Origin of the sequence: Pseudomonas borbori (assembly GCF_900115555.1) — a bacterium.
GTDB classification, from domain to species: domain Bacteria; phylum Pseudomonadota; class Gammaproteobacteria; order Pseudomonadales; family Pseudomonadaceae; genus Aquipseudomonas; species Aquipseudomonas borbori.
In genome coordinates this window covers 1-20,807 of the sequence record NZ_FOWX01000029.1, presented here as the reverse complement: position 1 = coordinate 20,807, position 20,807 = coordinate 1, and the positions used below count along the sequence as shown (strand labels likewise).

General features: G+C 64.4%; 16 protein-coding genes, 1 pseudogene and 1 riboswitch. Of the genes and pseudogenes, 4 read left to right on the top strand and 13 right to left on the bottom strand.

Annotation, left to right across the window (positions count from 1 at the left end; genetic code table 11):
- Positions 1–263: 263 nt before the first annotated feature.
- A complete protein-coding gene (dxs, locus tag BM315_RS18545) occupies positions 264–2,183 on the top strand; it encodes a 1-deoxy-D-xylulose-5-phosphate synthase (RefSeq protein ID WP_090503942.1) in 1,920 nt (639 codons plus the stop codon).
- Positions 2,184–2,260: 77 nt separating this feature from the next.
- A riboswitch (cobalamin riboswitch) is annotated at positions 2,261–2,492 on the top strand.
- A gap of 101 nt (positions 2,493–2,593) precedes the next feature.
- Positions 2,594–4,486 (top strand): TonB-dependent receptor plug domain-containing protein, encoded by a 1,893-nt coding sequence (locus tag BM315_RS18540; protein WP_090503939.1) that lies wholly within the window; start codon positions 2,594–2,596, stop codon positions 4,484–4,486.
- Positions 4,487–4,730: 244 nt separating this feature from the next.
- On the opposite strand, the gene BM315_RS18535 is transcribed toward BM315_RS18540, so the two are convergent.
- Genes BM315_RS18535 through BM315_RS18510 form a run of 6 tightly spaced genes read right to left on the bottom strand, consistent with a single transcriptional unit; the run spans position 4,731 to position 9,592 of the window.
- Positions 4,731–5,828 carry a tetratricopeptide repeat protein gene (locus BM315_RS18535; RefSeq protein WP_090503937.1) on the bottom strand — a complete coding sequence of 366 codons (1,098 nt, stop codon included), beginning with the start codon at positions 5,826–5,828 and terminating at the stop codon, positions 4,731–4,733.
- Between the two features lies 1 nt (position 5,829).
- Positions 5,830–6,513 carry an energy transducer TonB gene (locus BM315_RS18530; RefSeq protein WP_090503934.1) on the bottom strand — a complete coding sequence of 228 codons (684 nt, stop codon included), beginning with the start codon at positions 6,511–6,513 and terminating at the stop codon, positions 5,830–5,832.
- On the bottom strand, positions 6,513–6,923 hold the full coding sequence (locus BM315_RS18525) for an ExbD/TolR family protein (protein ID WP_090503932.1): 411 nt from the start codon (positions 6,921–6,923) through the stop codon (positions 6,513–6,515). Before BM315_RS18525 ends, BM315_RS18530 begins: the two co-directional genes overlap by 1 nt.
- Positions 6,924–6,934: 11 nt before the next feature.
- Complete coding sequence (locus BM315_RS18520) at positions 6,935–7,417, bottom strand: MotA/TolQ/ExbB proton channel family protein (protein ID WP_090504058.1); 483 nt, start codon at positions 7,415–7,417, stop codon at positions 6,935–6,937.
- Between the two features lie 55 nt (positions 7,418–7,472).
- Complete coding sequence (locus BM315_RS18515) at positions 7,473–8,822, bottom strand: MotA/TolQ/ExbB proton channel family protein (RefSeq protein ID WP_090503929.1); 1,350 nt, start codon at positions 8,820–8,822, stop codon at positions 7,473–7,475.
- Positions 8,819–9,592 (bottom strand): DUF3450 domain-containing protein, encoded by a 774-nt coding sequence (locus BM315_RS18510; RefSeq protein ID WP_090503927.1) that lies wholly within the window; start codon positions 9,590–9,592, stop codon positions 8,819–8,821. The genes BM315_RS18515 and BM315_RS18510 overlap by 4 nt, the downstream gene beginning before the upstream one ends.
- A 385-nt stretch (positions 9,593–9,977) precedes the next feature.
- On the opposite strand from BM315_RS18510, the gene BM315_RS18505 reads away from it, so the two are divergent.
- A complete protein-coding gene (locus tag BM315_RS18505; protein WP_090503923.1) occupies positions 9,978–10,664 on the top strand; it encodes an OmpW/AlkL family protein in 687 nt (228 codons plus the stop codon).
- Between the two features lie 57 nt (positions 10,665–10,721).
- Here the strand turns inward: BM315_RS18505 and BM315_RS18500 are convergent, their stop codons facing one another.
- From BM315_RS18500 to BM315_RS18485, 4 genes are read right to left on the bottom strand one after another with little or no spacing between them, the layout of a single operon-like run.
- Complete coding sequence (locus tag BM315_RS18500; protein ID WP_090503920.1) at positions 10,722–11,654, bottom strand: NAD-dependent epimerase/dehydratase family protein; 933 nt, start codon at positions 11,652–11,654, stop codon at positions 10,722–10,724.
- A complete protein-coding gene (locus BM315_RS18495; RefSeq protein ID WP_090503918.1) occupies positions 11,647–12,531 on the bottom strand; it encodes a sugar nucleotide-binding protein in 885 nt (294 codons plus the stop codon). The genes BM315_RS18500 and BM315_RS18495 overlap by 8 nt, the downstream gene beginning before the upstream one ends.
- Positions 12,532–12,553: 22 nt before the next feature.
- On the bottom strand, positions 12,554–13,054 hold the full coding sequence (locus BM315_RS18490; protein WP_090503916.1) for a single-stranded DNA-binding protein: 501 nt from the start codon (positions 13,052–13,054) through the stop codon (positions 12,554–12,556).
- A gap of 18 nt (positions 13,055–13,072) precedes the next feature.
- Complete coding sequence (locus BM315_RS18485) at positions 13,073–14,461, bottom strand: MFS transporter (protein ID WP_090503913.1); 1,389 nt, start codon at positions 14,459–14,461, stop codon at positions 13,073–13,075.
- 134 nt (positions 14,462–14,595) lie between these two features.
- Between BM315_RS18485 and uvrA the strand changes: the two genes are divergently transcribed.
- Positions 14,596–17,451, top strand: coding sequence for an excinuclease ABC subunit UvrA (gene uvrA, locus BM315_RS18480; protein WP_090503911.1), 2,856 nt, complete (start codon positions 14,596–14,598; stop codon positions 17,449–17,451).
- Between the two features lie 92 nt (positions 17,452–17,543).
- On the opposite strand, the gene bfr is transcribed toward uvrA, so the two are convergent.
- The 3 genes and pseudogenes from bfr to istB all read right to left on the bottom strand — a co-directional run.
- Complete coding sequence (gene bfr, locus BM315_RS18475) at positions 17,544–18,008, bottom strand: bacterioferritin (RefSeq protein WP_090503908.1); 465 nt, start codon at positions 18,006–18,008, stop codon at positions 17,544–17,546.
- 144 nt (positions 18,009–18,152) lie between these two features.
- The gene (gene katG, locus BM315_RS18470) at positions 18,153–20,303 is read right to left on the bottom strand and encodes a catalase/peroxidase HPI (protein ID WP_090503905.1); all 2,151 of its coding nucleotides are present in this window, start codon (positions 20,301–20,303) and stop codon (positions 18,153–18,155) included.
- A gap of 299 nt (positions 20,304–20,602) precedes the next feature.
- Positions 20,603–20,807, bottom strand: a pseudogene (istB, locus tag BM315_RS18465) (IS21-like element ISPre4 family helper ATPase IstB); the annotation flags it as partial.

The window sequence follows — 20,807 nt, the reverse complement described above, 5'->3', positions numbered from 1 at the left end:
CGTTCTTTGCAGGAGGGACTTTAGCCGCGCGACTGTGCCAGTCCAGTCGCGGCTAAAGCGGAACACAGCCCCCCTCTCAGACGATTGATGAGCTATCCCCGGGCCAGATGCCACGCGCCGGCGCGTAGCGGCCATTTGTCGCCACCTGGTGACCCAGCCTTAAAGCGGCAAGCCAAAGCACCCTGCTTGCAGCTTGTTGCTTAAAGCTTATGGCTACTTTCAGGTAAACTGCCGCATCTTTTGCCCCTATAACGATCAGCCTGATGCCGACGACCTTCCACGAGATTCCTCGCCAACGCCCACTGACGCCCCTGCTCGACCGCGCGAACACGCCGGATGAGCTGCGCCGGCTGGGCGAGAACGAGCTGGAAACCCTGGCCAACGAACTGCGCCAGTACCTGCTCTACACCGTCGGCCAGACCGGTGGGCATTTCGGCGCAGGGCTCGGCGTGATCGAGCTGACCGTGGCACTGCATTACGTCTTCGACACCCCGGACGACCGCCTGGTGTGGGATGTCGGTCACCAGGCCTATCCGCACAAGATCCTCACCGGGCGCCGCGAGCGCATGGGCAGCCTGCGGCAGAAGGACGGCATCGCCGCCTTCCCGCGGCGCAGCGAGAGCGAGTACGACACCTTCGGCGTCGGCCACTCCAGCACCAGCATCGGCGCCGCCCTGGGCATGGCCATTGCCGCGCGCCTGCAGGGTAGCAAGCGCAAAGCAGTGGCGGTGATCGGCGACGGCGCGCTGACCGCCGGCATGGCCTTCGAGGCGCTCAATCATGCCTCCGACGTCAACGCCAACATGCTGGTGATCCTCAACGACAACGACATGTCGATCTCGCAGAATGTCGGCGGCCTGTCCAACTACCTGGCCAAGATCCTCTCCAGCCGCACTTACGCGAGCATGCGCGAGGGCAGCAAGAAGATCCTCTCGCGTCTGCCCGGCGCCTGGGAGATCGCGCGCAAGACCGAGGAACATGCCAAGGGCATGCTGGTCCCCGGCACCCTGTTCGAGGAGCTGGGCTGGAACTACATCGGCCCGATCGACGGCCACGACCTGCCGACCCTGCTCGCCACCCTGCGCAACATGCGCGACCTCGACGGCCCGCAGTTCCTCCATGTGATCACCAAGAAGGGCAAGGGCTTCGCCCCGGCCGAAGCCGACCCGATCGGTTACCACGCGATCACCAAACTGGAGCCGATCAAGGCTCCGGCCGCCGCCCCCCTCGCCAGCCAGAAGCAGGCCGCCGGCCCCAAGTATTCCAGCGTATTCGGCCAGTGGCTGTGCGACATGGCCAGCGAGGACCCGCGCCTGGTCGGCATCACCCCGGCGATGAAGGAAGGCTCGGACCTGGTGGCCTTCAGCGAACGCTTCCCCGAGCGCTATTTCGACGTGGCCATCGCCGAACAGCACGCGGTGACCCTGGCCGCCGGCATGGCCTGCGACGGCATCAAACCGGTGGTGGCGATCTACTCGACCTTCCTCCAGCGCGCCTACGACCAGTTGGTCCATGACGTCGCGGTGCAGCACCTCGACGTCTTGTTCGCCATCGACCGCGCCGGCCTGGTCGGCGAAGACGGCCCGACCCACGCCGGCAGCTTCGACCTGTCCTATCTGCGCTGCATCCCCGGCATGCTGGTGATGACCCCGAGCGACGAGAACGAACTGCGCCGCATGCTCAGCACCGGCTACCTGTTCGACGGCCCGGCGGCGGTACGCTATCCCCGCGGCAGTGGGCCGAACGCGATCATAGAGGCCAACCTGCAGCCCCTGGAAATCGGCAAGGGCGTGATTCGCCGCGCCGGCAAGCACGTTGCCCTGCTGGTATTCGGCGTGCAACTGGCCGACGCGCTGCTAGTCGGCGAAACCCTGGATGCCACAGTGGTCGACATGCGCTTCGTCAAACCCCTGGACGAAGCCCTGCTGCGCGAGCTGGCGGCCAGCCATGAACTGCTGGTGAGCGTCGAGGAAAACAGCATCATGGGCGGCGCCGGCAGCGCGATCAGCGAATTCCTCGCCCGCGAGAATATCCTCAAGTCGATGCTCCACCTCGGCCTGCCGGACTATTACGTCGAGCACGCCAAGCCGAGCCAGATGCTCGCCGAGTGCGGCCTGGACCAAGCCGGCATCGAGGCGGCAGTACGCCAACGGCTGTCGCTACTGGGGACGATTCAGGCATAGGAACGACCTGTTCCCAGGTCTGCGTACAGGACTGCTTGTGCTTTTATCCCGCAGCATTTATATGGTGCGCGACGTTTTACGTTTTACATGTTCGAGGTCGCGGCCATACCAGCCGCGTGAAAAGGGAAGCAGGTGCGTCGCTGTCGACTCGACAGCCGCAACGCCTGCGCTGCCCCCGCAACGGTAACCGACAGCGCCCGACCGGCACGGCCAGGGCGCAAGCTTTCTCGATACGCCACTGGGTTCGCCTGGGAAGGCGGGAAAGTGCCAGTCGGCAGCCCGGAGACCTGCCTCGGCGCAATCTGACTGGTGTTGCGGAGGGCATCACCGTCAAGCGCTGGCTATTGCCTCCTTGCCCGGTGCTTGTCCCTGCCCTCCTCAAGAGTTTTCTGCCTTTTGAGGATTTACCGATGAAATTGTCCCGAATCGCTCTCGCTGTGACGCTATTGCCGCTGGCTGCTCAGGCTGAGCAATCCAACGCCTACCAGGACTCGCTCGCGCTACCGCCCCTGGTGGTGACCTCCGGGCGGTATACCGAACCGCTCCAGCAGGCGACAGCTGCAACCACTGTGTTTACCCGCAAGGACATCGAGCGCCTGCAAGTGCGCAGCGTGGCGGAACTGCTTGAGCGCGTCCCGGGCGTCAGCGTCAGCCGTACCGGCGGCGCGGGTAGCCAGACCGGTCTGTTCATGCGCGGCACCTCGACCGCGCAGACCCTGGTACTGGTAGACGGCCAACGTATTGCCGCCGCCTCCAGCGGCACCAGCAGCCTGGAATTTCTCAGCCCGGAGCAGATCGAGCGGGTGGAAGTAGTCCGCGGCGCGCGCTCGGCGCTCTATGGCTCGGACGCCATCGGTGGGGTCGTGCAGATTTTCACCCGCCAAGGCAGCGGCGACGGTCTCAAGCCCTATGTTCGCCTTGGAGCGGGTAGCAACCAGACTTTCGAGCGCAGCCTCGGCTTGTCCGGCGGCGACGCGCAGACCCGCTTCAACCTGGGCGCCGCACTCGATGAAACCCAGGGCATCGATGCGACACGCGACAACTTCGGCGCCAACGGCGATGACGATGCCTATCGCAATCAGTCGCTGAGTCTGAACCTATCGCACCGCTTCAATGACGACCTGAAGATCGGCTTCAGCGCCCTCGACCAGCGCGGCCAGGCCGAGTTCGAGGACATCTTCAGCACCTCGCTGCCCACCACCGATTTCCAGCTAAGCAGCCTGTCCAGTTTCATCGATGCCAACCTCGGCGAAGCCTGGAATAGCCGCCTGGAAATCGGCCACAGTGAAGACAAGCGCGACACCGGCAACGATCAGCCACAAGCCAGCGCCGACTCGTTCTACAGCTTCAACACCTACCGCGATTCGGCCAGCTGGGTGAATACCCTGGCCCTCAGCGACCATCATCAGGTACTGCTGGGTGCCGACTGGTACGAGGATCGCCTGCATAGCGACACAGACTTCGTCGAGGACTCGCGCTGGAACCGGGCGGCATTTATCCAGCACCGCTACAACGCTGAACACTTCTCCACCGAACTGGGCCTGCGTCATGACAAGAACCAGCAGTTCGGCAGCAAGAACACCTGGAACGCCGCGCTAACCGTACCGCTTAACGCCGACAACGACCTGATCCTGTCCTACAGCGAAGGCTTCCGCGCACCGACCTTCAACGACCTGTACTTCCCCGACTTCTGTTTCGGCGGCTTTTGCTTCCCTAGCGCCAACCCCGACCTCAAGCCTGAAACGTCCAAGAGCTACGAAGCCCAATGGCGCAGCCGCTACAGCGAAACCGGCGCACTGGAGCTGTCGCTGTACCGCATCGACCTGCAAGACGCGATTGTTCTCGACCAGAACTTCATTCCTCAGAACGTCCAGACCGCTCGCATCAATGGCTTCGAAGCTGCACTCAAACAGGAGCTGTTTGGTTGGCAGGGCAACCTGGCGCTCTCCTTGATCGACCCGCGGGATCGCGACACTGACCACACCCTCGCACGCCGGGCCAAACGCACGCTGAGCCTGGACCTGGATCGCCAGTTCGGCGAATTTGCTGTCGGCACCAGTTGGCGCGCAGTCAGTGGCCGCTATGACGATGCCGACAACAACACGGAGCTGAGCGGCTATGGCCTGTTCAGCCTGCGCGGCAAATGGCAAGCCAGCCAGGAAGTGGCCTTAGACCTGAAACTGACCAACCTCTTTGACAAGGACTATGCCGAAGCGACCTACAGCACAGCCAATGGCCGTTTCGGCTACAACACCGAGGGCCGCACCGCGCTGTTTGCCGTGACCTGGACGCCCCAGCTTTGAGACGCAACCTGTAGCAGGGTGGGCTTCAGCCCACCAGCAGGGCTTCGCTGGGCCGAAACGGACACCGCCCGGCCCACCCTGCAAAAAACCGCACTACGCGGATTCTCAAGCTCCGGGGAGCGTTGGCGTAGGCACGGACTGGCCCGACTTTCCCGGATTACCTCCCCGTTGCGAGGCGCGCTTTTCCAGGGGGGCATGGCGCAGTCTTGCCCACCGATGGTCGCCAGCAGGCAGCCCGGCGCGATCAGTGACGACTGGCCAGGCGTTTTTCCCGCTCGAAATTCAGTTCGCTTTCCGCCCAGCGGCGCCAGGAGCGCACCTTGCTGCGTTCGGCGCCGGCACGTTCGGCCTTGGCCAGGGCGTCCAGGCCGGCCTGCCAGCGGCCCTGTTCCATCTCCAGCTGGGCCAGGTTCAGCCAATGCTTGGCGCTGCCCGAACGCCCCGCCAGTTGGCGGTAGATACCCGCCGCCGAAGCACGCTCGCGGGCCTGCCACCAGAGCAGGGCCAGGCGCTCTTCACGGGCGGTGGTACGCGGCAGCAGGCCCTGTTCGAGCAGGCCGGTGAGCAGCTTGGCGCCTTGCCAGGGTTGCTCGGCCACGCCGGCCAGCAGCACCAGGTTGTCCAGCTCGGCCTCATTGAAGCGCAGGCCCTTGCTGTGTGCCGTACGCAGGGTGGCCAACGCCTTGTCGTGGCTACCACTCAGTTGCTGCAAGGCGGCCAGCTGGCGCCAGCCTTGGGCATGATCGGGCTGACGCCCGAGTAGCTGGCGCTGCCAGCGCTCGGCGGCGGCATAACGCTTGAGGTCGGCATTTACCGCGACGAGAAACTGCAACCAGCTGTCAGCCGCCCGCGGATTGGCCTGCACATAGCGCTCGGCCAGCGGCAACGCCTTGGCCGGTTGGCCCAGCCCCTGGTAGGCCTGCACCAGCATCTGCAGGACCTCTTCCCCGGCCGTCGCCTGCTGCGGCGCCAGCAGGCTGACAACCCGAGCGTAACGCCGTTCGACCAGGTTGAGCCGGGCCAGATTCAGCTGCTCGCCGGCCTGCAACTCGGCGTCCAGCTTGCCGCTCCCGACGGCCTTGCCAAGCAATTCGATGGCCTTGGCGTTCTGCCCTTCGGCCCAGGCCAGGTAACCGCGGCTGCGCCACAGCAAGGCTTGCTCCAGGCTGTCCGGCTTGGCCTTGGCCGCATCCAGCGCCCGCCTCGCCGCGGCATAGTCGCCCTGCTGCTGAGCCTCCTGGGCCGCGTTCAGGGCACGGAAAACGCCCGGCTCGACGCTTTGCCCGGCGGCCTGCACGGCCCCCGCCACGCACAGAATCCATAACAGCAACAAACGCTGCATCTCAGCGACCTCCTTCAAGGCGGAAGTACAGGGTTTTCACCGCTTCGCGGGCCACCGCCAGGCCGCTCTCGGTACGCGGGGCAAAACGCCAGCGCACCGCGGCGCGCCGCGCCTCGCGCTCGAATACATTCTGCGGGCGGGCTTCGACCACCCGGATATTCTCCACCGCACCGGCGCGGTTGATGGTGAACGCCAGCTTGACGTGCCCTTCGATGCCGCGCTGCAAGGCGTAGCGCGGATAGTCCGGACTGACATCGTTGAGCGGCATCACTTCGCTTTCCGGGCCGCCAGCTTGGCCGGCGGACTCGTTTGGCGCCGGCGCGCTGGGCGCGGCAGCGCCGACACTGAGGCCGCTGAGGCTCGGGGTCGGCGCACTGTTGACGGCGATGCCGCTGCTCAGACTCGGCAGCTGCAGATCCAGCGCCGGCAGCTTGGCACTCGGGGTGGCGGCGACCGGCGTGGGCGGTGTCGGTGGTTGCGGGGTTTGCGGCTGGGGTGGCTGCGGCGCCTGCTGACGACTGCGGGTCGCGGTGTCGCTGGCATTGCCATCGAGACGGACGAAGTTGGCCACCGTCAGCGGCGCGTCCGAGGGCTGGCTACGCGGCGGCGCGACCATGTACAACATCAAGGCGAACAGCGCCAAGGCCATCAGGCAGGCGCCGAGAAAGGCCAAAGGCACACGCATCAAAGCGCTCCCGAGCTAGCAGCCAGGGCGACATCCTGCACCCCGGCCAGACGCGCCTGATCCATCACCTGCACGACCAGGCCGGTACGCGCATCCTGATCGGCCTGCACCACCACCGCACCTTCCGGCTGGTCGACGCGCATGCGCTCGACATGCGCGCGCACGCTGCGCACGTCGACGACTTTCTTGTCCATCCACACCTGGCCGTCGGCGGTCACGGCGATGAGGATATTGCCCTTGTCCTGCGGGCTGGCGGTTTCCGCCTGGGGACGCTGTACTTCGACCCCGGACTCCTTGATAAAGGAGCTGGTGACGATAAAGAAGATCAGCATGATAAAGACCACGTCGAGCATCGGCGTCAGGTCGATGCCGGTGTCTTCGTCTTGCTGGTGGTGTCGGCGCATTCGCATTTTTTACAGCCTCAATCGTGTCGCAGCTGGTCGGCCAGCCGCTCGAGGGCCCGGCGCGCATCGCGTTCGAGGCGTGCCAGGCTGAACAATCCGGTAATCGCCAGGACCATGCCGGCCATGGTCGGCAGGGTCGCCTGCCAGACACCGGCGGCCATGCCGCGCGGGTTGCCGGTGCCGTTGATGGCGAGCACGTCGAACACCGCGACCATGCCGCTGACGGTGCCGAGCAAGCCGAGCAGCGGGTACATCGCCACCAGGGTCTTGCTCAGGCGTAGCGGACCGAGCAGGTGTTGCCTTGCCTGCGCCAGCCAGGCGGCGCGCACCGCCCGCTGCCAGTTGCCGTTGTCGTCCTGCAGCAACTGCCAGGCCTTGCGCCGCTCGCGCCCCCAGCGCGGGAAGACCCGCCGCACATACCAGAAGCGCTCGAACACCAGGGTCCAGAACACCACGCAGAGCCCGGCCAGTGCCCACATCACCACGCCGCCGGCGCTCATGAAGTCGAGCAGCGCGTAGCTGCTGTCGACCAGAGACAGCCATAAGCCGAGCCAATCAGTCACGACGCGGCGCCCCGGACAGATGCAGGGCGATCAGGCCGGCACTTTGCTGCTCGAGCAACTGGATCAGGCCCTTGCTGCGACTGGCCAGCAGGCTGTGCAGGAACAGCAGCGGAATCGCCACCACCAGGCCCAGCACCGTAGTCACCAGGGCCTGGGAAATGCCGTCGGCCATCAGCCGCGAATCACCGCCACCGCCCTGGGTGATGGCCTGGAAGGTGACGATCATGCCGGTCACGGTGCCGAGCAGGCCGAGCAGCGGCGCCACAGCGCAGAGCAGTTTGAGCAGGCCCTGGCCTTTTTCCAGGGGCGGAGTTTCCTGCAGGATCGCCTCGTCGAGCTTCAGCTCCAGGGTTTCCAGGTCGGCCAACTGCGGCTGCGGCCCCAGCACGCCGATCACCCGGCCCAGCGGGTTATCACCACGCGGCGCGCTGAGATCATGCATCTGCGCGCTCACCCCACGCCCGACCCGGGCCAGATGAAGCATGCGCCAGATGGCCAGGAGCAGGCCCACCACGCCCAAGGCGACTATCACCCAGCCGACCAGGCCGCCCTGCTGCAGGCGATCCCACAGGGTCGGCTGCCGCTGCAACTGGGCCAGCAAGGTACCGCGACTGGGATCGACCGGCAGGCTGGCAAGCGCCTCGCCACTATTCAAATAGTCGTCAACCCGGCCCAGGCCGGACGGTTGCCGCTGCGGCGCCAGCAACTCGCCGGCATCGGCGTCGTAACGCAGGAAGGCCTGCTCGCTGAAGGCCGAGAAGGTGCCGACACGCAGTACCGACTGCTCGCTGCGGTGGCCATCGGCGGCCACCACCGGCACTTGCACCTGCTCGACCCGACCGCTGGCGGCCAGGTCTTCCAGCAGCAACATCCAATAACCGTCGAGATCCGCGGCGGACGGCAAGGTGCGACTCTCGGCCAGCGCCTTGAGGCGCCGCAAGCGCTCGGGATACTGCGCATTGAGCTGGCTGTCCTGCCACTGCCCGGCGACATCGCCGGCGCTCTGGCGCACCACGCCGAACAACTCGCCGAGATGGCCGACGCGCTGGGCGAGGAGTTTTTCCTGCTCGGCCAGTTCGGCCTCCTGGCGATCGAACTCGGCTTTCAGGTTCTCGGCCTGGGCCTTCTGGGCCTGCAAGGCCGCCCGTGCGGCGGCGAGCAACTGCGCCCGCTCGCCACGCTCGGCGACAAATGCCTGCTCGCGACTGTGCATGGCCGTGACTTCGGCGGCACGTTCGCTGCGAATGCGCTGCAACAGTTGATCCGGGCTGAGCGGCGCGGCAGCACTGGCCAGCGCGGGCAACAACCCCAGGGTCAGAATGGCGATAACACGACGGCTCATTGCTTGGCCTCCTGAGCCAGGGTCTTCACGGGGAGATCGAGCAGGGCCGGCGCCTGTTCCTGACGGGCGATGGCGATGGCTTGGTGCAACGGCCGCCGGGCACTGCCATCGAGCGTTTCCCAACCGCGCTTTTGCGGGTTCCACCAGCCACTCTCATGGCCGTCGAGGGTCTGGTAGTACAGCATCACCCGGCCGAGACGGAGAAACTCGACGCTGCGCGACGCCGCGCCGTCGACCGGCAGCTCGCCACGCCAGGCCTCCAGGGTGCGGCCGTAGTCGCTCTCGACCTGATAGGCCTCGAGGATACGTCGGTACTTTTCCGCCAGGCTGACATCGGCACGCGGCAGCAGCTCCTGCAACTGCGCCAGGCGATCGCTGCGCTCATCCGGCAGGAACGGCAGGTCGGCGGCAATGAATTCGCCGAGCACCTCGACCATCCGGCGCATCTGTGGCGTCACCGCTTCCTGGGTGCGCTCGATGCCGTCCAGCTGCGCCTGGTACCCCGCCAGTTCCTGGCGCTGGGCCACGACCAGTTCTTGCAGTTGTTGGTTATAGCCTTTCAACGCCTCGGCCTGCTGCAAGGCATTGCGGTATTCGGCAAGCATCTCGCGACTGGCATCGTCGAGCTGTTCGATGCGCGCCTGCGAGGCCTTGGCTTCGGCGGCCAGGCGCTGACTTTCATCCAGGGCTGCGTCCAGGGAGGTCGCCGCAAGCGGAGTACTGGCCAAAACCAGCGTAACCGCCAGCAAGCGCGTCGACACGAGGGGCATTGGGAATTCCTTGATAAGACCAGAATTTAAAGAGAAGCATTATCAACTGAGAGCGAACACTCGGCAACTCCGGACTGATAAATACCCGCTGAGGGCGTGGCGAATACCGACACCTCTGAACAGTCGGGGAGAGACCTCCCTCACGCGCTGCCATTGTCAAAGCGCACGGCAAGCGATGCACCGCGACCAGATGCCGCAGCGTCCACCCCTTCAGCCTCCTGCATCCCGCGCCAGCCGCTGGCTGAACAGGGTGAGCCCAGGCGACGCCGGACAAATACCCGCACTACCAGCAAGCCAATTCATTGAGCTGGGTCAAAACTCGACGTGCTTAGCTCCCTAACATTGCCCTCAGCCCAACCAACTGATGACTCGACCGGAGTTCTCCATGCGCAAGTCCCTGCTCGCTCTCTCCATCCTGGCCAGCGTATTGGCCGCACCCCTCGCCCAGGCCTACGAGGCAGGCGACATCATCCTGCGCGCCGGTGCAGCCACCGTCGACCCGCATGAAAGCAGCAGCGATATCTGGGTAGGCGCGCTGAACACCGACGTGGCCGGCACCAAAGCCACACTGGACAGCGATACCCAGCTGGGCCTCACCGGCACCTACATGATCAGCAATCACATCGGTATCGAATTGCTGGCCGCCACGCCGTTCAGCCACGACGTCGGCGTGAAAGGCATGCCTGGAGTATTCGCAGGCCTGAACGGCAAGCTGGGTGAACTCAAGCACCTGCCGCCAACCCTGAGCGTCGTCTACTACCCGCTCGACAGCGCCTCCGCCTTCCAGCCCTATGCGGGAGCGGGCATCAACTACACCTGGTTCTTCGACGACAAGCTGAGCAGCGAAGCCGAAGGCAAAGGCTTCAGCGGCCTGGACATGAAAGATTCCTGGGGCCTCGCCGCCCAACTGGGCATGGACTATCTGCTGACCGACACCCTCCTGCTCAACGCCAGCGTGCGTTACATCGACATCGACACCACCGGCACCACCTCCTTTGGCGGCGAGAAGGTCAAGGTCGACGTGGATGTCGATCCGCTGGTCTACATGGTCGGCCTCGGCTACAAGTTCTAAGGCAAACCGCCACCCACAAAAAACCGGCTCAGCGCCGGTTTTTTTTGTGGGTACAGATCAGCCCTGGTTTAGCAACCTGCGCAAGCCCTCACGCATGGCGGTCGCAGGCGGCAGCCGGTAACAATCCTGCAAGCGCCGGTTGTCCGCTCGCGAATGGCGAATATCGCCGGGCCGCGCCGCCCGATAGTCAACCGCCGGCAAACCGCCACACAGACTGCCGATTTCGGCCAGCAGCTGGTTGAGGCTGACCGCCTGATTCCAGCCGACATTCACCGCGCCCGCCACCACCTGCGGCATCTCCAACGCCTGGATCAGCAGCGCCAACAGGTCGCCGACATAGAAGAAGTCGCGGGTCTGCTCGCCATCGCCGAACACCCTGATCGGCAGCCCTTGCTGCGCCCGCTGGGTGAAGATGCTGATCACCCCGGAATAAGGCGAGGACGGATCCTGGCGTGGACCGAAAATATTGAAGAAGCGAAAAATCGCTGGTTCCAGACCGTGCTGACGGCGATAGAAGTCCAGGTAATGCTCACTGGCCAGTTTGTCTGCGGCGTAGGGCGTCAGCGGCGCCTTGGGCGTATCTTCGTCAATCGCCTGACCTTCGCCATTGTTGCCATAGACCGCCGCGCTCGATGCATAGACCACCCGCTTGACCCCGTGCAGACGCATGGCCTCGCAGACGTTGAGGGTGCCGACGAAGTTGCTCTGGTGCGTACTCACCGGGTCATCCACCGAGGCCTGTACCGAGGCCACTGCTGCCAGGTGCACCACGGCCGCACAACCGGCCACGGCCTGATCGACCAGGCGCGCATCGGCCACATCGCCTTCGATAAAACCCAGGCGCGGGTTATCCAGCGGCAGATTGGCGCGCTTGCCCATGGATAAGTTGTCCAGCACGCGCACCGCATGGCCTTGGCCCAATAGCGCGTCAACCAGATGCGAACCGATAAAACCGGCTCCTCCGGTGATCAGAATAGGTGCATCAGACATGACGGTAGTAACGATCCAATAGACTCGGCAATGCCGAGCGCCAGGCGCGCGGCTTGATACCGAAGGTATGCAGGATTTTCTTGCAGGCCAGCACCGCGTGTTGCGGCTCCTCGGCGGCATCCGGGCGCGCGGCATGGGCCTGCGCCGTGATGTCTTCCAGCAGGTTGCTGCGCAAGTTGCGCGCTTCGCTCAGCACCGCCTGGCCCAAGGCCAGCGAGGTCGCCGCTTCCTGGCCGCCATAGTGGAAAGTCCCCCATAACGGCGCCTGACAATCGAGCTGCTTGAGCACCGCGAGGATCACCCGCGCGGCATCGTCGACCGGGGTCGGGTTGCCGCGTCGATCATCGGCCAGCGCAATGCTGTCATCGCGCTCGGCACGCCGCAGAAAACGCCCGAGCTGGCCATCCGGACTCTCATCCAGTAACCAGCCGAAGCGCAATAACACATGCCGCGGGCACACCGCCCGTACGCGCTGCTCGATCCGCCACAAGGCCTGACCACGCATGCCCAAGGGCACCGGCTCTTCCTTTTCGCTGTAGGCGGTGACCCGCGAACCATCGAACACCCGATAGCTGGACGGTTGCAGCAGACGAATCTCATGGTGCTGACAAAGCTCGGCCAGGCGCTCGACCGCTTGCTCCTGGGCAGCCAGCCGCGCCTCGCTCGCTTCTTCGGCCTGAAACCAGTCGAAATAGTAAGCAAGGTTGATCAACGCATCGGGGCGCGTGTCGTCCAGCAGTTGGGTCAGGCTGGCGGCATCCCAGCCGGTTTCCGGCGGGCGCGGCGCAAGGAAGGCGATGTCCTCCTCGGCGCCGAGGCGGATCAGCGCCTGCCCCAGGGCATTGCCACCGCCCAGCAGCATCAGCCGCATACGCATGATAGAACGCTGACTCAACTAATCAGAACGGGATGTCGTCGTCGAAACTGTCGAAATCCTGCGCGGGCTTGGTCTGCTGCGGCGCTGCCGGACGCGGTGCCTGCTGCTGTTCGCGCTGCGCTTCACGTTGCGGCGCAGGGCGCTGCTGACGCGACGCGGAGTCGCCACCGGCGTTATCCGGACGGCCGCCGAGCAGTTGCATGGTACCCTGCATGTCGACGACGATCTCGGTGGTATAACGCTTGATGCCGTCCTTTTCCCACTCGCGGGTCTGCAGTTTGCCTTCGATATACACCTGCGAACCCTTGCGCAGGTATTCGCCGGCGATTTCGGCAACCTTGCCGAACAGCGAGACACGGTGCCACTCGGTCTTCTCGACCTTCTGCCCGGTCTGCTTGTCGGTCCACTGCTCGCTGGTGGCCAGGCTCAGGTTGGTGACCGCATTGCCGCTGGGCAGATAGCGCGTTTCCGGATCCTGTCCGCAGGTACCGACCAGAATGACTTTGTTAACCCCACGGGCCATAACGTTCTCCTAGAGCTTTCAGCACGTCGCCGGCGGCGCTTCGATCAGGCGCTCGAGGGACATGCGATCCAATTGTTGGGTATCCACTTTGATATAGATGGCGGCTTCTTCACGCACCACCACGGCATCCGCCACTCCGGGCACTGCCTGTAAACGCTCGGCCAACCCCACTTCGTGCAATGCCGCGACTGAAAGCGGCAAGCGCAGGCTGGTGACATAAGGCGGTTCGCGCATAGTAACAGCAAAGACCAGCCAGAGAAGAGCCATGGCGGCGCAACCGAGAAACACCCCCGACAGGCTGTAATGCTGGTACAGCCAACCGCCGAGGATACCGCCCAGGGCCGCGCCGAGAAACTGGCTGGTCGAATACACCCCCATCGCCGTGCCCTTGCCGCCGGCAGGCGCCACCTTGCTGACCAATGACGGCAGCGACGCCTCGAGCAGATTGAACGCGGTGAAAAACACCACTGTGCCCAGCACCAGTGCGCGCAGGCTGCTGCCGAACTGCCAGAAGTACAGCTCACAGGCCAGCAGCACCGCTACCGCCCCGAGCAACACACGCTTCATGCGCCGCTGTTTCTCGCCATAGATGATGAACGGCAGCATGCCGAAGAAGCCGATCAGTAGCGCGGTCAGGTACACCCACCAGTGTTCTTCCTTGGGCAGCCCTCCCTGCTCCACCAGCGCCAGCGGCAAGGCGATGAAACTGGCCATCAGAATCGCATGCAGGGCCAGGATGCCGAAGTCCAGACGCAACAAATCGACATGCTGCAAGGTTGGCAGCAATGCCTGACTGGCCACTTTGGACTCGCGGTGTTGCAGCGGTCCGGCCGCGCGCGGCACCACCCCGGCGACGATGAGAATACCGAGCAAGGCCATGGCGGCGGTGGCCATGAACAACCCGGACAAGCCAAAGGCGCGGGTCAGCAACGGACCCACCACCATGGCCACGGCGAAGGACAAGCCGATGCTCATGCCGATCATGGCCATGGCCTTGGTCCGGTGCTGTTCGCGGGTCAGATCGGAGAGCAGCGCCATCACCGCGGCGGAAATCGCCCCGGCGCCCTGCAGCACACGGCCGGCGATCACCCCCCAGATGGAATCGGCATTGGCCGCCAGCAGGCTGCCGGCGGCGAAAATCAGCAGCCCGGCATAGATCACCGGCCGCCGGCCGATGCGGTCGCTGAGCATGCCGAAGGGGATCTGCAGCAGGGCCTGGGTCAGGCCGTAGGCGCCAATGGCCAGGCCAATCAATGCCGGCGTACTGCCGCGCAGCTCCATGCCGTAGGTCGCCAGCACCGGCAGGACCATGAACATGCCGAGCATGCGGAAGGCAAACACCAGTGCCAGCCCGGCGGCCGCACGGGTTTCACCGCCACTCATGCGCTCGCTGTAGGAATCGTGCATGGAGAACGCCTTGATAAAATAGGCGGCGATTCTAGCAGCCCCGCTCGACGCGGCACAGCCGTCATGCTTTGCCGCACTGCGGCACAGGGCCGTATACTCGCTGGTTTTCCGCCCGCCATGCGAGGCCGCTGTTTGTGGACAAGATTGTGATCCGGGGTGCCCGCACCCATAACCTGAAAAACATCGACCTCACCCTGCCGCGCGACAAGCTGATCGTGATCACCGGCCTGTCCGGCTCCGGCAAGTCCTCGCTGGCCTTCGACACCCTCTACGCCGAGGGCCAGCGCCGCTACGTCGAGTCGCTGTCGGCCTACGCCCGGCAGTTCCTGTCGATGATGGAAAAACCCGATGTCGACACCATCGAAGGCTTGTCACCGGCGATCTCCATCGAGCAGAAATCCACCTCGCACAACCCGCGCTCCACCGTCGGCACCATCACCGAGATCTACGACTACCTGCGCCTGCTGTATGCCCGCGCCGGCATTCCACGCTGCCCGGATCACGACCTGCCGCTGGAAGCGCAGACCGTCAGCCAGATGGTCGACCAGGTATTGGCGCTGCCCGAAGGCAGCAAGCTGATGCTGCTGGCGCCGATAGTGCGTGAACGCAAGGGCGAGCACCTGGCGGTGTTCGACGAACTGCGCGCCCAGGGCTTCGTGCGGGTGCGGGTCAACGGCAAGCTTTACGAACTGGACGAGTTGCCCAAGCTGGACAAGCAGAAGAAGCACAGCATCGATGCCGTGGTCGATCGCTTCAAGGCCCGTGGCGACCTGCAGCAGCGCCTGGCCGAGTCGTTCGAGACCGCGCTCAAGCTGGCCGACGGTCTGGCCCTGGTTGCCCCCCTCCCCGCCGAAGGCGACAAAGAGCAAGGCGAAGACGGCGAGGAAATCATCTTCTCCGCGCGTTTCGCCTGCCCGGTCTGCGGCCATTCGATCAGCGAACTGGAGCCCAAGCTGTTCTCCTTCAACAATCCGGCCGGCGCCTGCCCGACCTGCGACGGCCTGGGCGTGAAGCAGTTCTTCGACACCAAGCGCCTGATCAACGGCGAGATGACCCTGGCCGAGGGCGCGATCCGCGGCTGGGACAGGCGCAACGTCTACTACTTCCAGATGCTCGGCGCGCTGGCCGGGCATTACGGTTTCAGCCTGGAAATCCCCTTCGACGACCTGGCCGCCGAGCATCAGAAATGCATTCTGTTCGGCAGCGGCACGCAGAACGTCGACTTCAAGTACCTCAACGACCGTGGCGACATCGTCAAGCGCTCCCACCCGTTCGAAGGCATAGTGCCGAACCTCGACCGCCGCTACCGCGAGACCGAATCGGCCAGCGTGCGCGAAGAGCTGGCCAAGTTCCTCAGCACCCAGGCCTGCCAGGATTGCCGCGGCACCCGTTTGCGCCGCGAGGCCCGGCACGTCTGGGTCGGCGAGAAGACCCTGCCGGCGGTCAGCGGCCTGCCGATCGGCGACGCCACCGAGTACTTTGGCAACCTGACGCTACCCGGCCGGCGCGGCGAGATTGCCGAGAAGATCCTCAAGGAAATCCGCGAGCGCCTGCAGTTTCTGGTCAACGTCGGCCTGGATTACCTGACCCTGGACCGCAGCGCCGACACCCTGTCCGGTGGCGAGGCCCAGCGTATCCGTCTGGCCAGCCAGATCGGCGCCGGCCTGGTCGGGGTCATGTACATCCTCGACGAACCCTCGATCGGCCTGCACCAGCGCGACAACGAACGCTTGCTCGGCACCCTGCGGCATCTGCGCGATATCGGCAACACGGTGATCGTGGTCGAACACGACGAAGACGCCATCCGCATGGCCGACTACGTGGTCGACATCGGCCCCGGCGCCGGCGTGCATGGCGGCCAGATAGTCGCCCAGGGCAGCGCGGCCGAGGTCATGGCCCACCCGGATTCGCTGACCGGCAAATACCTCTCCGGGCGGGTGAAAATCGCCGTACCGGCCCAGCGCACGCCAAAGGACAAGAAGCTCTCGCTGAAGATCAAGGGCGCGCGCGGCAACAACCTGCAAAAGGTCGATCTGGAGATCCCGATCGGCCTGCTCACCTGCGTCACCGGGGTGTCCGGCTCGGGCAAATCGACCCTGATCAACAACACCCTCTACCCGCTCAGCGCCACCGCGCTGAATGGCGCCACTACCCTGGAGGCCGCCGCCCACGACAGCATCGACGGCCTGCAGCACCTGGACAAGGTGGTGGATATCGACCAGAGCCCAATCGGCCGCACGCCGCGCTCCAATCCGGCGACCTACACCGGCCTGTTCACCCCGATCCGCGAGCTGTTCGCCGGCGTGCCGGAGTCGCGTTCGCGCGGTTATGGGCCGGGGCGTTTCTCCTTCAACGTCAAGGGCGGGCGCTGCGAAGCCTGCCAGGGCGACGGCCTGATCAAGGTGGAGATGCACTTCCTGCCGGACATCTACGTGCCCTGCGATGTGTGCAAGAGCAAGCGCTACAACCGCGAAACCCTGGAGGTGAAGTACAAGGGCAAGAGCATCACCGAAGTGCTGGACATGACCATCGAGGAAGCGCGGCTGTTCTTCGATGCCGTGCCGGCCCTGGCGCGCAAGCTGCAGACACTGATGGATGTCGGCCTGTCCTATATCAAGCTGGGGCAGAGCGCGACCACCCTGTCCGGCGGCGAGGCGCAGCGGGTCAAGCTGAGCCGCGAGCTGAGCAAACGCGACACCGGCAAGACCCTGTATATCCTCGACGAGCCGACCACCGGCCTGCACTTCGCCGACATCCAGCAACTGCTCGACGTGCTCCATCGCCTGCGCGACCACGGCAATACCGTGGTGGTGATCGAGCACAACCTGGACGTGATCAAGACCGCCGACTGGCTGGTCGACCTCGGCCCGGAAGGCGGCTCCAAGGGCGGCCAGATCATCGCCTGCGGCACCCCGGAAGAAGTCGCCGAGATGCCGCAATCGCACACCGGTCACTTCCTCAAGCCATTGCTGGAACGGGATCGCGCTTGAGGCTTGCCGCTGCGCTCAAGCGATAAGCGGCAAGAAAAAGGCCAGGACGGATCACCTCCGCCCTGGCTCGGCTTGTAGCTTGTAGCTGAAATCTACATCTGGCTCTGCAAATAGTTCTCCAGGCCCATCTTGTCGATCAGGCCAAGCTGAATCTCCAGCCAATAGGCATGATCTTCCTCGGTGTCCTTGAGTTGAGCCTGCAGAATGTCACGGCTCGGATAATCCTGATGGCGTTCGCACAGCTCGATGCCCTTGCTCAGCGCGGCCCGCACCTCGTATTCCAGAGCCAGGTCGAGCTTGAACATCTCCGGCACGCTCTGCCCGAACCTGAAGGGATTGGGTGTCATATCCGGCAACCCCTCGAGGAACAGAATACGCCGCAACAGCGCATCGGCGTGCTGAGTCTCCTCTTCCATTTCGTGGTTGATCCGCTCGTAGAGCTTATTGAAGCCCCAATCCTCGTACAGACGCGAGTGAATGAAGTACTGGTCGCGCGCAGCCAGTTCGCCCTTGAGCAGCATTTTCAAATAGTCGATGACTTCGATATGACCCTTCATGCCTGGAATCCTTGCGACATCCGTGGAATGGGCGAATGCTCCGCTTGCCGTTCGTTACGGTCAAGCGAAAAGCAGGGCGCCTGCATCAGCGAGGCGGTTGAACCCGGCCGGCGGGGCGCCACAGGGCGCTCCACCGGCAACGGCTCAAGCGAGGTCGAAACGGTCCAGGTTCATCACCTTGGTCCAGGCGGCGACGAAGTCCTTGACCAGCTTTTCCTTGCCATCGGCACTGGCGTAGACCTCGGCGTAGGCACGCAGCACCGAGTTGGAACCGAAGACCAGGTCGTTGCGGGTGGCGGTGTATTTCACCTGGCCACTCTTATGATCCTTGCCCTCGAAGGTTTCCGCCTCGGCATCCACCGCCGTCCACTCGGTGCCCATGTCCAGCAGGTTGACGAAGAAGTCGTTGCTCAGCACGCCGACCTTGTCGGTGAACACACCATGCTGGCTGCCGTCATGGTTGGCCCCCAGCACCCGCAGGCCACCGACCAGTGCGGTCAGCTCCGGTGCGCTCAGGGTCAGCAACTGGGCCTTGTCGACCAGCATGGCCTCGGTCGGCACACCGAGCGCGCCCATGCGGTAGTTGCGAAAGCCGTCGGCGACGGGCTCGAGCAGGGCGAAGGACTCGACATCCGTCTGATCCTGACGGGCATCCACCCGCCCCGGGGCGAAGGGTACATCGACACTCACCCCGGCGGCCTGGGCAGCCAGCTCCACGCCGACATTGCCGGCCAGCACTATCAGGTCGGCCAGCGAGGCCTTGGCGGATGCCTTCTGGATCTCCACCAGCTTGGGTAGAGCCTGGATGGCGCGCCGGTTGACCTCCCAGTCTTTCTGCGGAGCCAGGGCCAGACGCGCTCCGTTGGCGCCGCCACGCTTGTCGCCGCCACGGAAGGTCGAGGCCGAGGCCCAAGCCAGCGAGACCAGATCGCCCACCGACAGCCCACAGGCGGCGATCCTGGCCTTGAGGTCGGCAATATCGGCCGCGCTGGGGTTATGGGTCGGCGCCGGCAGCGGGTCCTGCCAGATCAGATCCTCTTTCGGCACTTCAGGCCCCAGGTAACGGGCCTTCGGCCCCATATCGCGATGGATCAGCTTGAACCAGGCGCGGGCGAAGGCTTCGGCAAAGGCCTGCGGATCGTCCAGGAAACGCTTGGAAATCTTGCCGAACTCCGGATCGAAGCGCAGGGTCAGGTCGGTGGTGAGCATGGTCGGTTTGTGGAATTTGCCCGGGATGTGCGCATCCGGAATGATCTCCGGCGCATCCTTGGCCACCCACTGCTTGGCCCCGGCGGGCGACTGGGTCAGCTCCCACTCGTACTTGAACAGATTCTCGAAGAAGTTGTTGCTCCATAGCGTCGGGGTCTTGCTCCAGGTGACTTCGATGCCGCTGGAGATGGTGTCCTTGCCATGACCACTGCCGAAGTCACTGAGCCAGCCCAGGCCTAGGGCCTCGAGCGGCGCGGCTTCGGGCTCCGGCCCCTTGTGCGACTCCGGTGCGGCGCCGTGAGCCTTGCCGAAGGTATGGCCGCCGGCGATCAGGGCAACGGTCTCCTCGTCGTCCATGGCCATGCGGCCGAAGGTGCTGCGAATGTCCTTGGCCGCGAGCATATAGTCGCCGCTGGCGTTCGGGCCCTCCGGATTGACATAGATCAGGCCCATGTGGGTGGCGCCGAACGGTGCGCTCAGCTCGCGGTCGCCCTTGACCCGCTCCGGATCGACGCCGAGCCAGGCAATCTCCGCGCCCCAGTTCACGTCGAGGTCCGGCTCCCACACGTCCTCACGACCGGCGGCAAAGCCGAAGGTGCGAAACCCCATGGACTCGAGGGCGACGTTGCCGGCGAGGATAATCAGATCGGCCCAGGAAATCTTCTGCCCGTACTTCTGCTTGATCGGCCAGAGCAGGCGGCGCGATTTATCGATATTGACGTTGTCCGGCCAGGAGTTCAGCGGGGCGAAACGCTGCTGGCCGCGACCGCCACCACCGCGACCGTCGGTGGTGCGGTAGGTGCCGGCGGCGTGCCAGGCCATACGGACCATCTGTGGACCATAATGACCGAAGTCGGCCGGCCACCAGTCCTGGCTATCGGTCATCAGTTTGACCAGATCCGCCTTGAGCGCCTTGTAGTCGAGCTTCTTGAATTCTTCGGCGTAGTTGAATTTCTCGCCCAGCGGGTTGGATTTCTCAGAATGCTGATTCAGCAGATCCACACGCAACTGGCTCGGCCACCAGTCCCTGTTGCCAGTGCCACCGCCAGCCACGTGATTGAACGGGCATTTACCTTGGTTCGACATCGTTCTCTCCTTCTCCTCATCGGGTCGGACCCATCGACTGCGGCCGACGATGGAACAAGCCTAGACCCGCTTGGGCAGGCGAACCAATTTATGAAGCGTAACAACTCGATAGTTATTTCCTTGCCTCTTCCGGACAAAAAACGGGCCAACAGGCCCGTTTTTTGTCCACGATTGCGGATTCCACGACACTTGGACACTCAGCCCACGATCATTTGGACACTCGTTCCATGCTCACTTGGACACCTGATCCACGTCCAGTTGGACAGGCAGTCGGAGCGCAGCGACGCAGGTTTGCATTGTTAGTCTGAAGTCTCTGTCGCCGTCAATTTCGTTGCGCGTCTGCGCATCGATTCGCCCTTCAGTTCGATCCGATAAGCGTTGTGCACCAGCCGGTCGAGGATCGCATCGCCCAAGGTCGGATCGCCGATCAGTGCGTGCCATTTGTCCACTGGCATCTGGCTGGTCACTAGCGTCGAGCGGTTGCCGTAGCGGTCGTCCAGCAGT

What these genes read in the sequence shown, in the direction of transcription:
- katG (WP_090503905.1), bottom strand. Translation starts at nt 20,303, where the DNA reads ATGTCGAACCAAGGTAAATGCCCGTTCAATCACGTGGCTGGCGGTGGC.
- BM315_RS18510 (WP_090503927.1), bottom strand. Translation starts at nt 9,592, where the DNA reads ATGCCCCTCGTGTCGACGCGCTTGCTGGCGGTTACGCTGGTTTTGGCC.
- BM315_RS18505 (WP_090503923.1), top strand. Translation starts at nt 9,978, where the DNA reads ATGCGCAAGTCCCTGCTCGCTCTCTCCATCCTGGCCAGCGTATTGGCC.
- bfr (WP_090503908.1), bottom strand. Translation starts at nt 18,008, where the DNA reads ATGAAGGGTCATATCGAAGTCATCGACTATTTGAAAATGCTGCTCAAG.
- BM315_RS18515 (WP_090503929.1), bottom strand. Translation starts at nt 8,822, where the DNA reads ATGAGCCGTCGTGTTATCGCCATTCTGACCCTGGGGTTGTTGCCCGCG.
- BM315_RS18525 (WP_090503932.1), bottom strand. Translation starts at nt 6,923, where the DNA reads ATGCGAATGCGCCGACACCACCAGCAAGACGAAGACACCGGCATCGAC.
- BM315_RS18540 (WP_090503939.1), top strand. Translation starts at nt 2,594, where the DNA reads ATGAAATTGTCCCGAATCGCTCTCGCTGTGACGCTATTGCCGCTGGCT.
- BM315_RS18520 (WP_090504058.1), bottom strand. Translation starts at nt 7,417, where the DNA reads ATGAGCGCCGGCGGCGTGGTGATGTGGGCACTGGCCGGGCTCTGCGTG.
- BM315_RS18530 (WP_090503934.1), bottom strand. Translation starts at nt 6,513, where the DNA reads ATGCGTGTGCCTTTGGCCTTTCTCGGCGCCTGCCTGATGGCCTTGGCG.
- BM315_RS18535 (WP_090503937.1), bottom strand. Translation starts at nt 5,828, where the DNA reads ATGCAGCGTTTGTTGCTGTTATGGATTCTGTGCGTGGCGGGGGCCGTG.
- BM315_RS18495 (WP_090503918.1), bottom strand. Translation starts at nt 12,531, where the DNA reads ATGCGTATGCGGCTGATGCTGCTGGGCGGTGGCAATGCCCTGGGGCAG.
- BM315_RS18500 (WP_090503920.1), bottom strand. Translation starts at nt 11,654, where the DNA reads ATGTCTGATGCACCTATTCTGATCACCGGAGGAGCCGGTTTTATCGGT.
- BM315_RS18485 (WP_090503913.1), bottom strand. Translation starts at nt 14,461, where the DNA reads ATGCACGATTCCTACAGCGAGCGCATGAGTGGCGGTGAAACCCGTGCG.
- BM315_RS18490 (WP_090503916.1), bottom strand. Translation starts at nt 13,054, where the DNA reads ATGGCCCGTGGGGTTAACAAAGTCATTCTGGTCGGTACCTGCGGACAG.
- dxs (WP_090503942.1), top strand. Translation starts at nt 264, where the DNA reads ATGCCGACGACCTTCCACGAGATTCCTCGCCAACGCCCACTGACGCCC.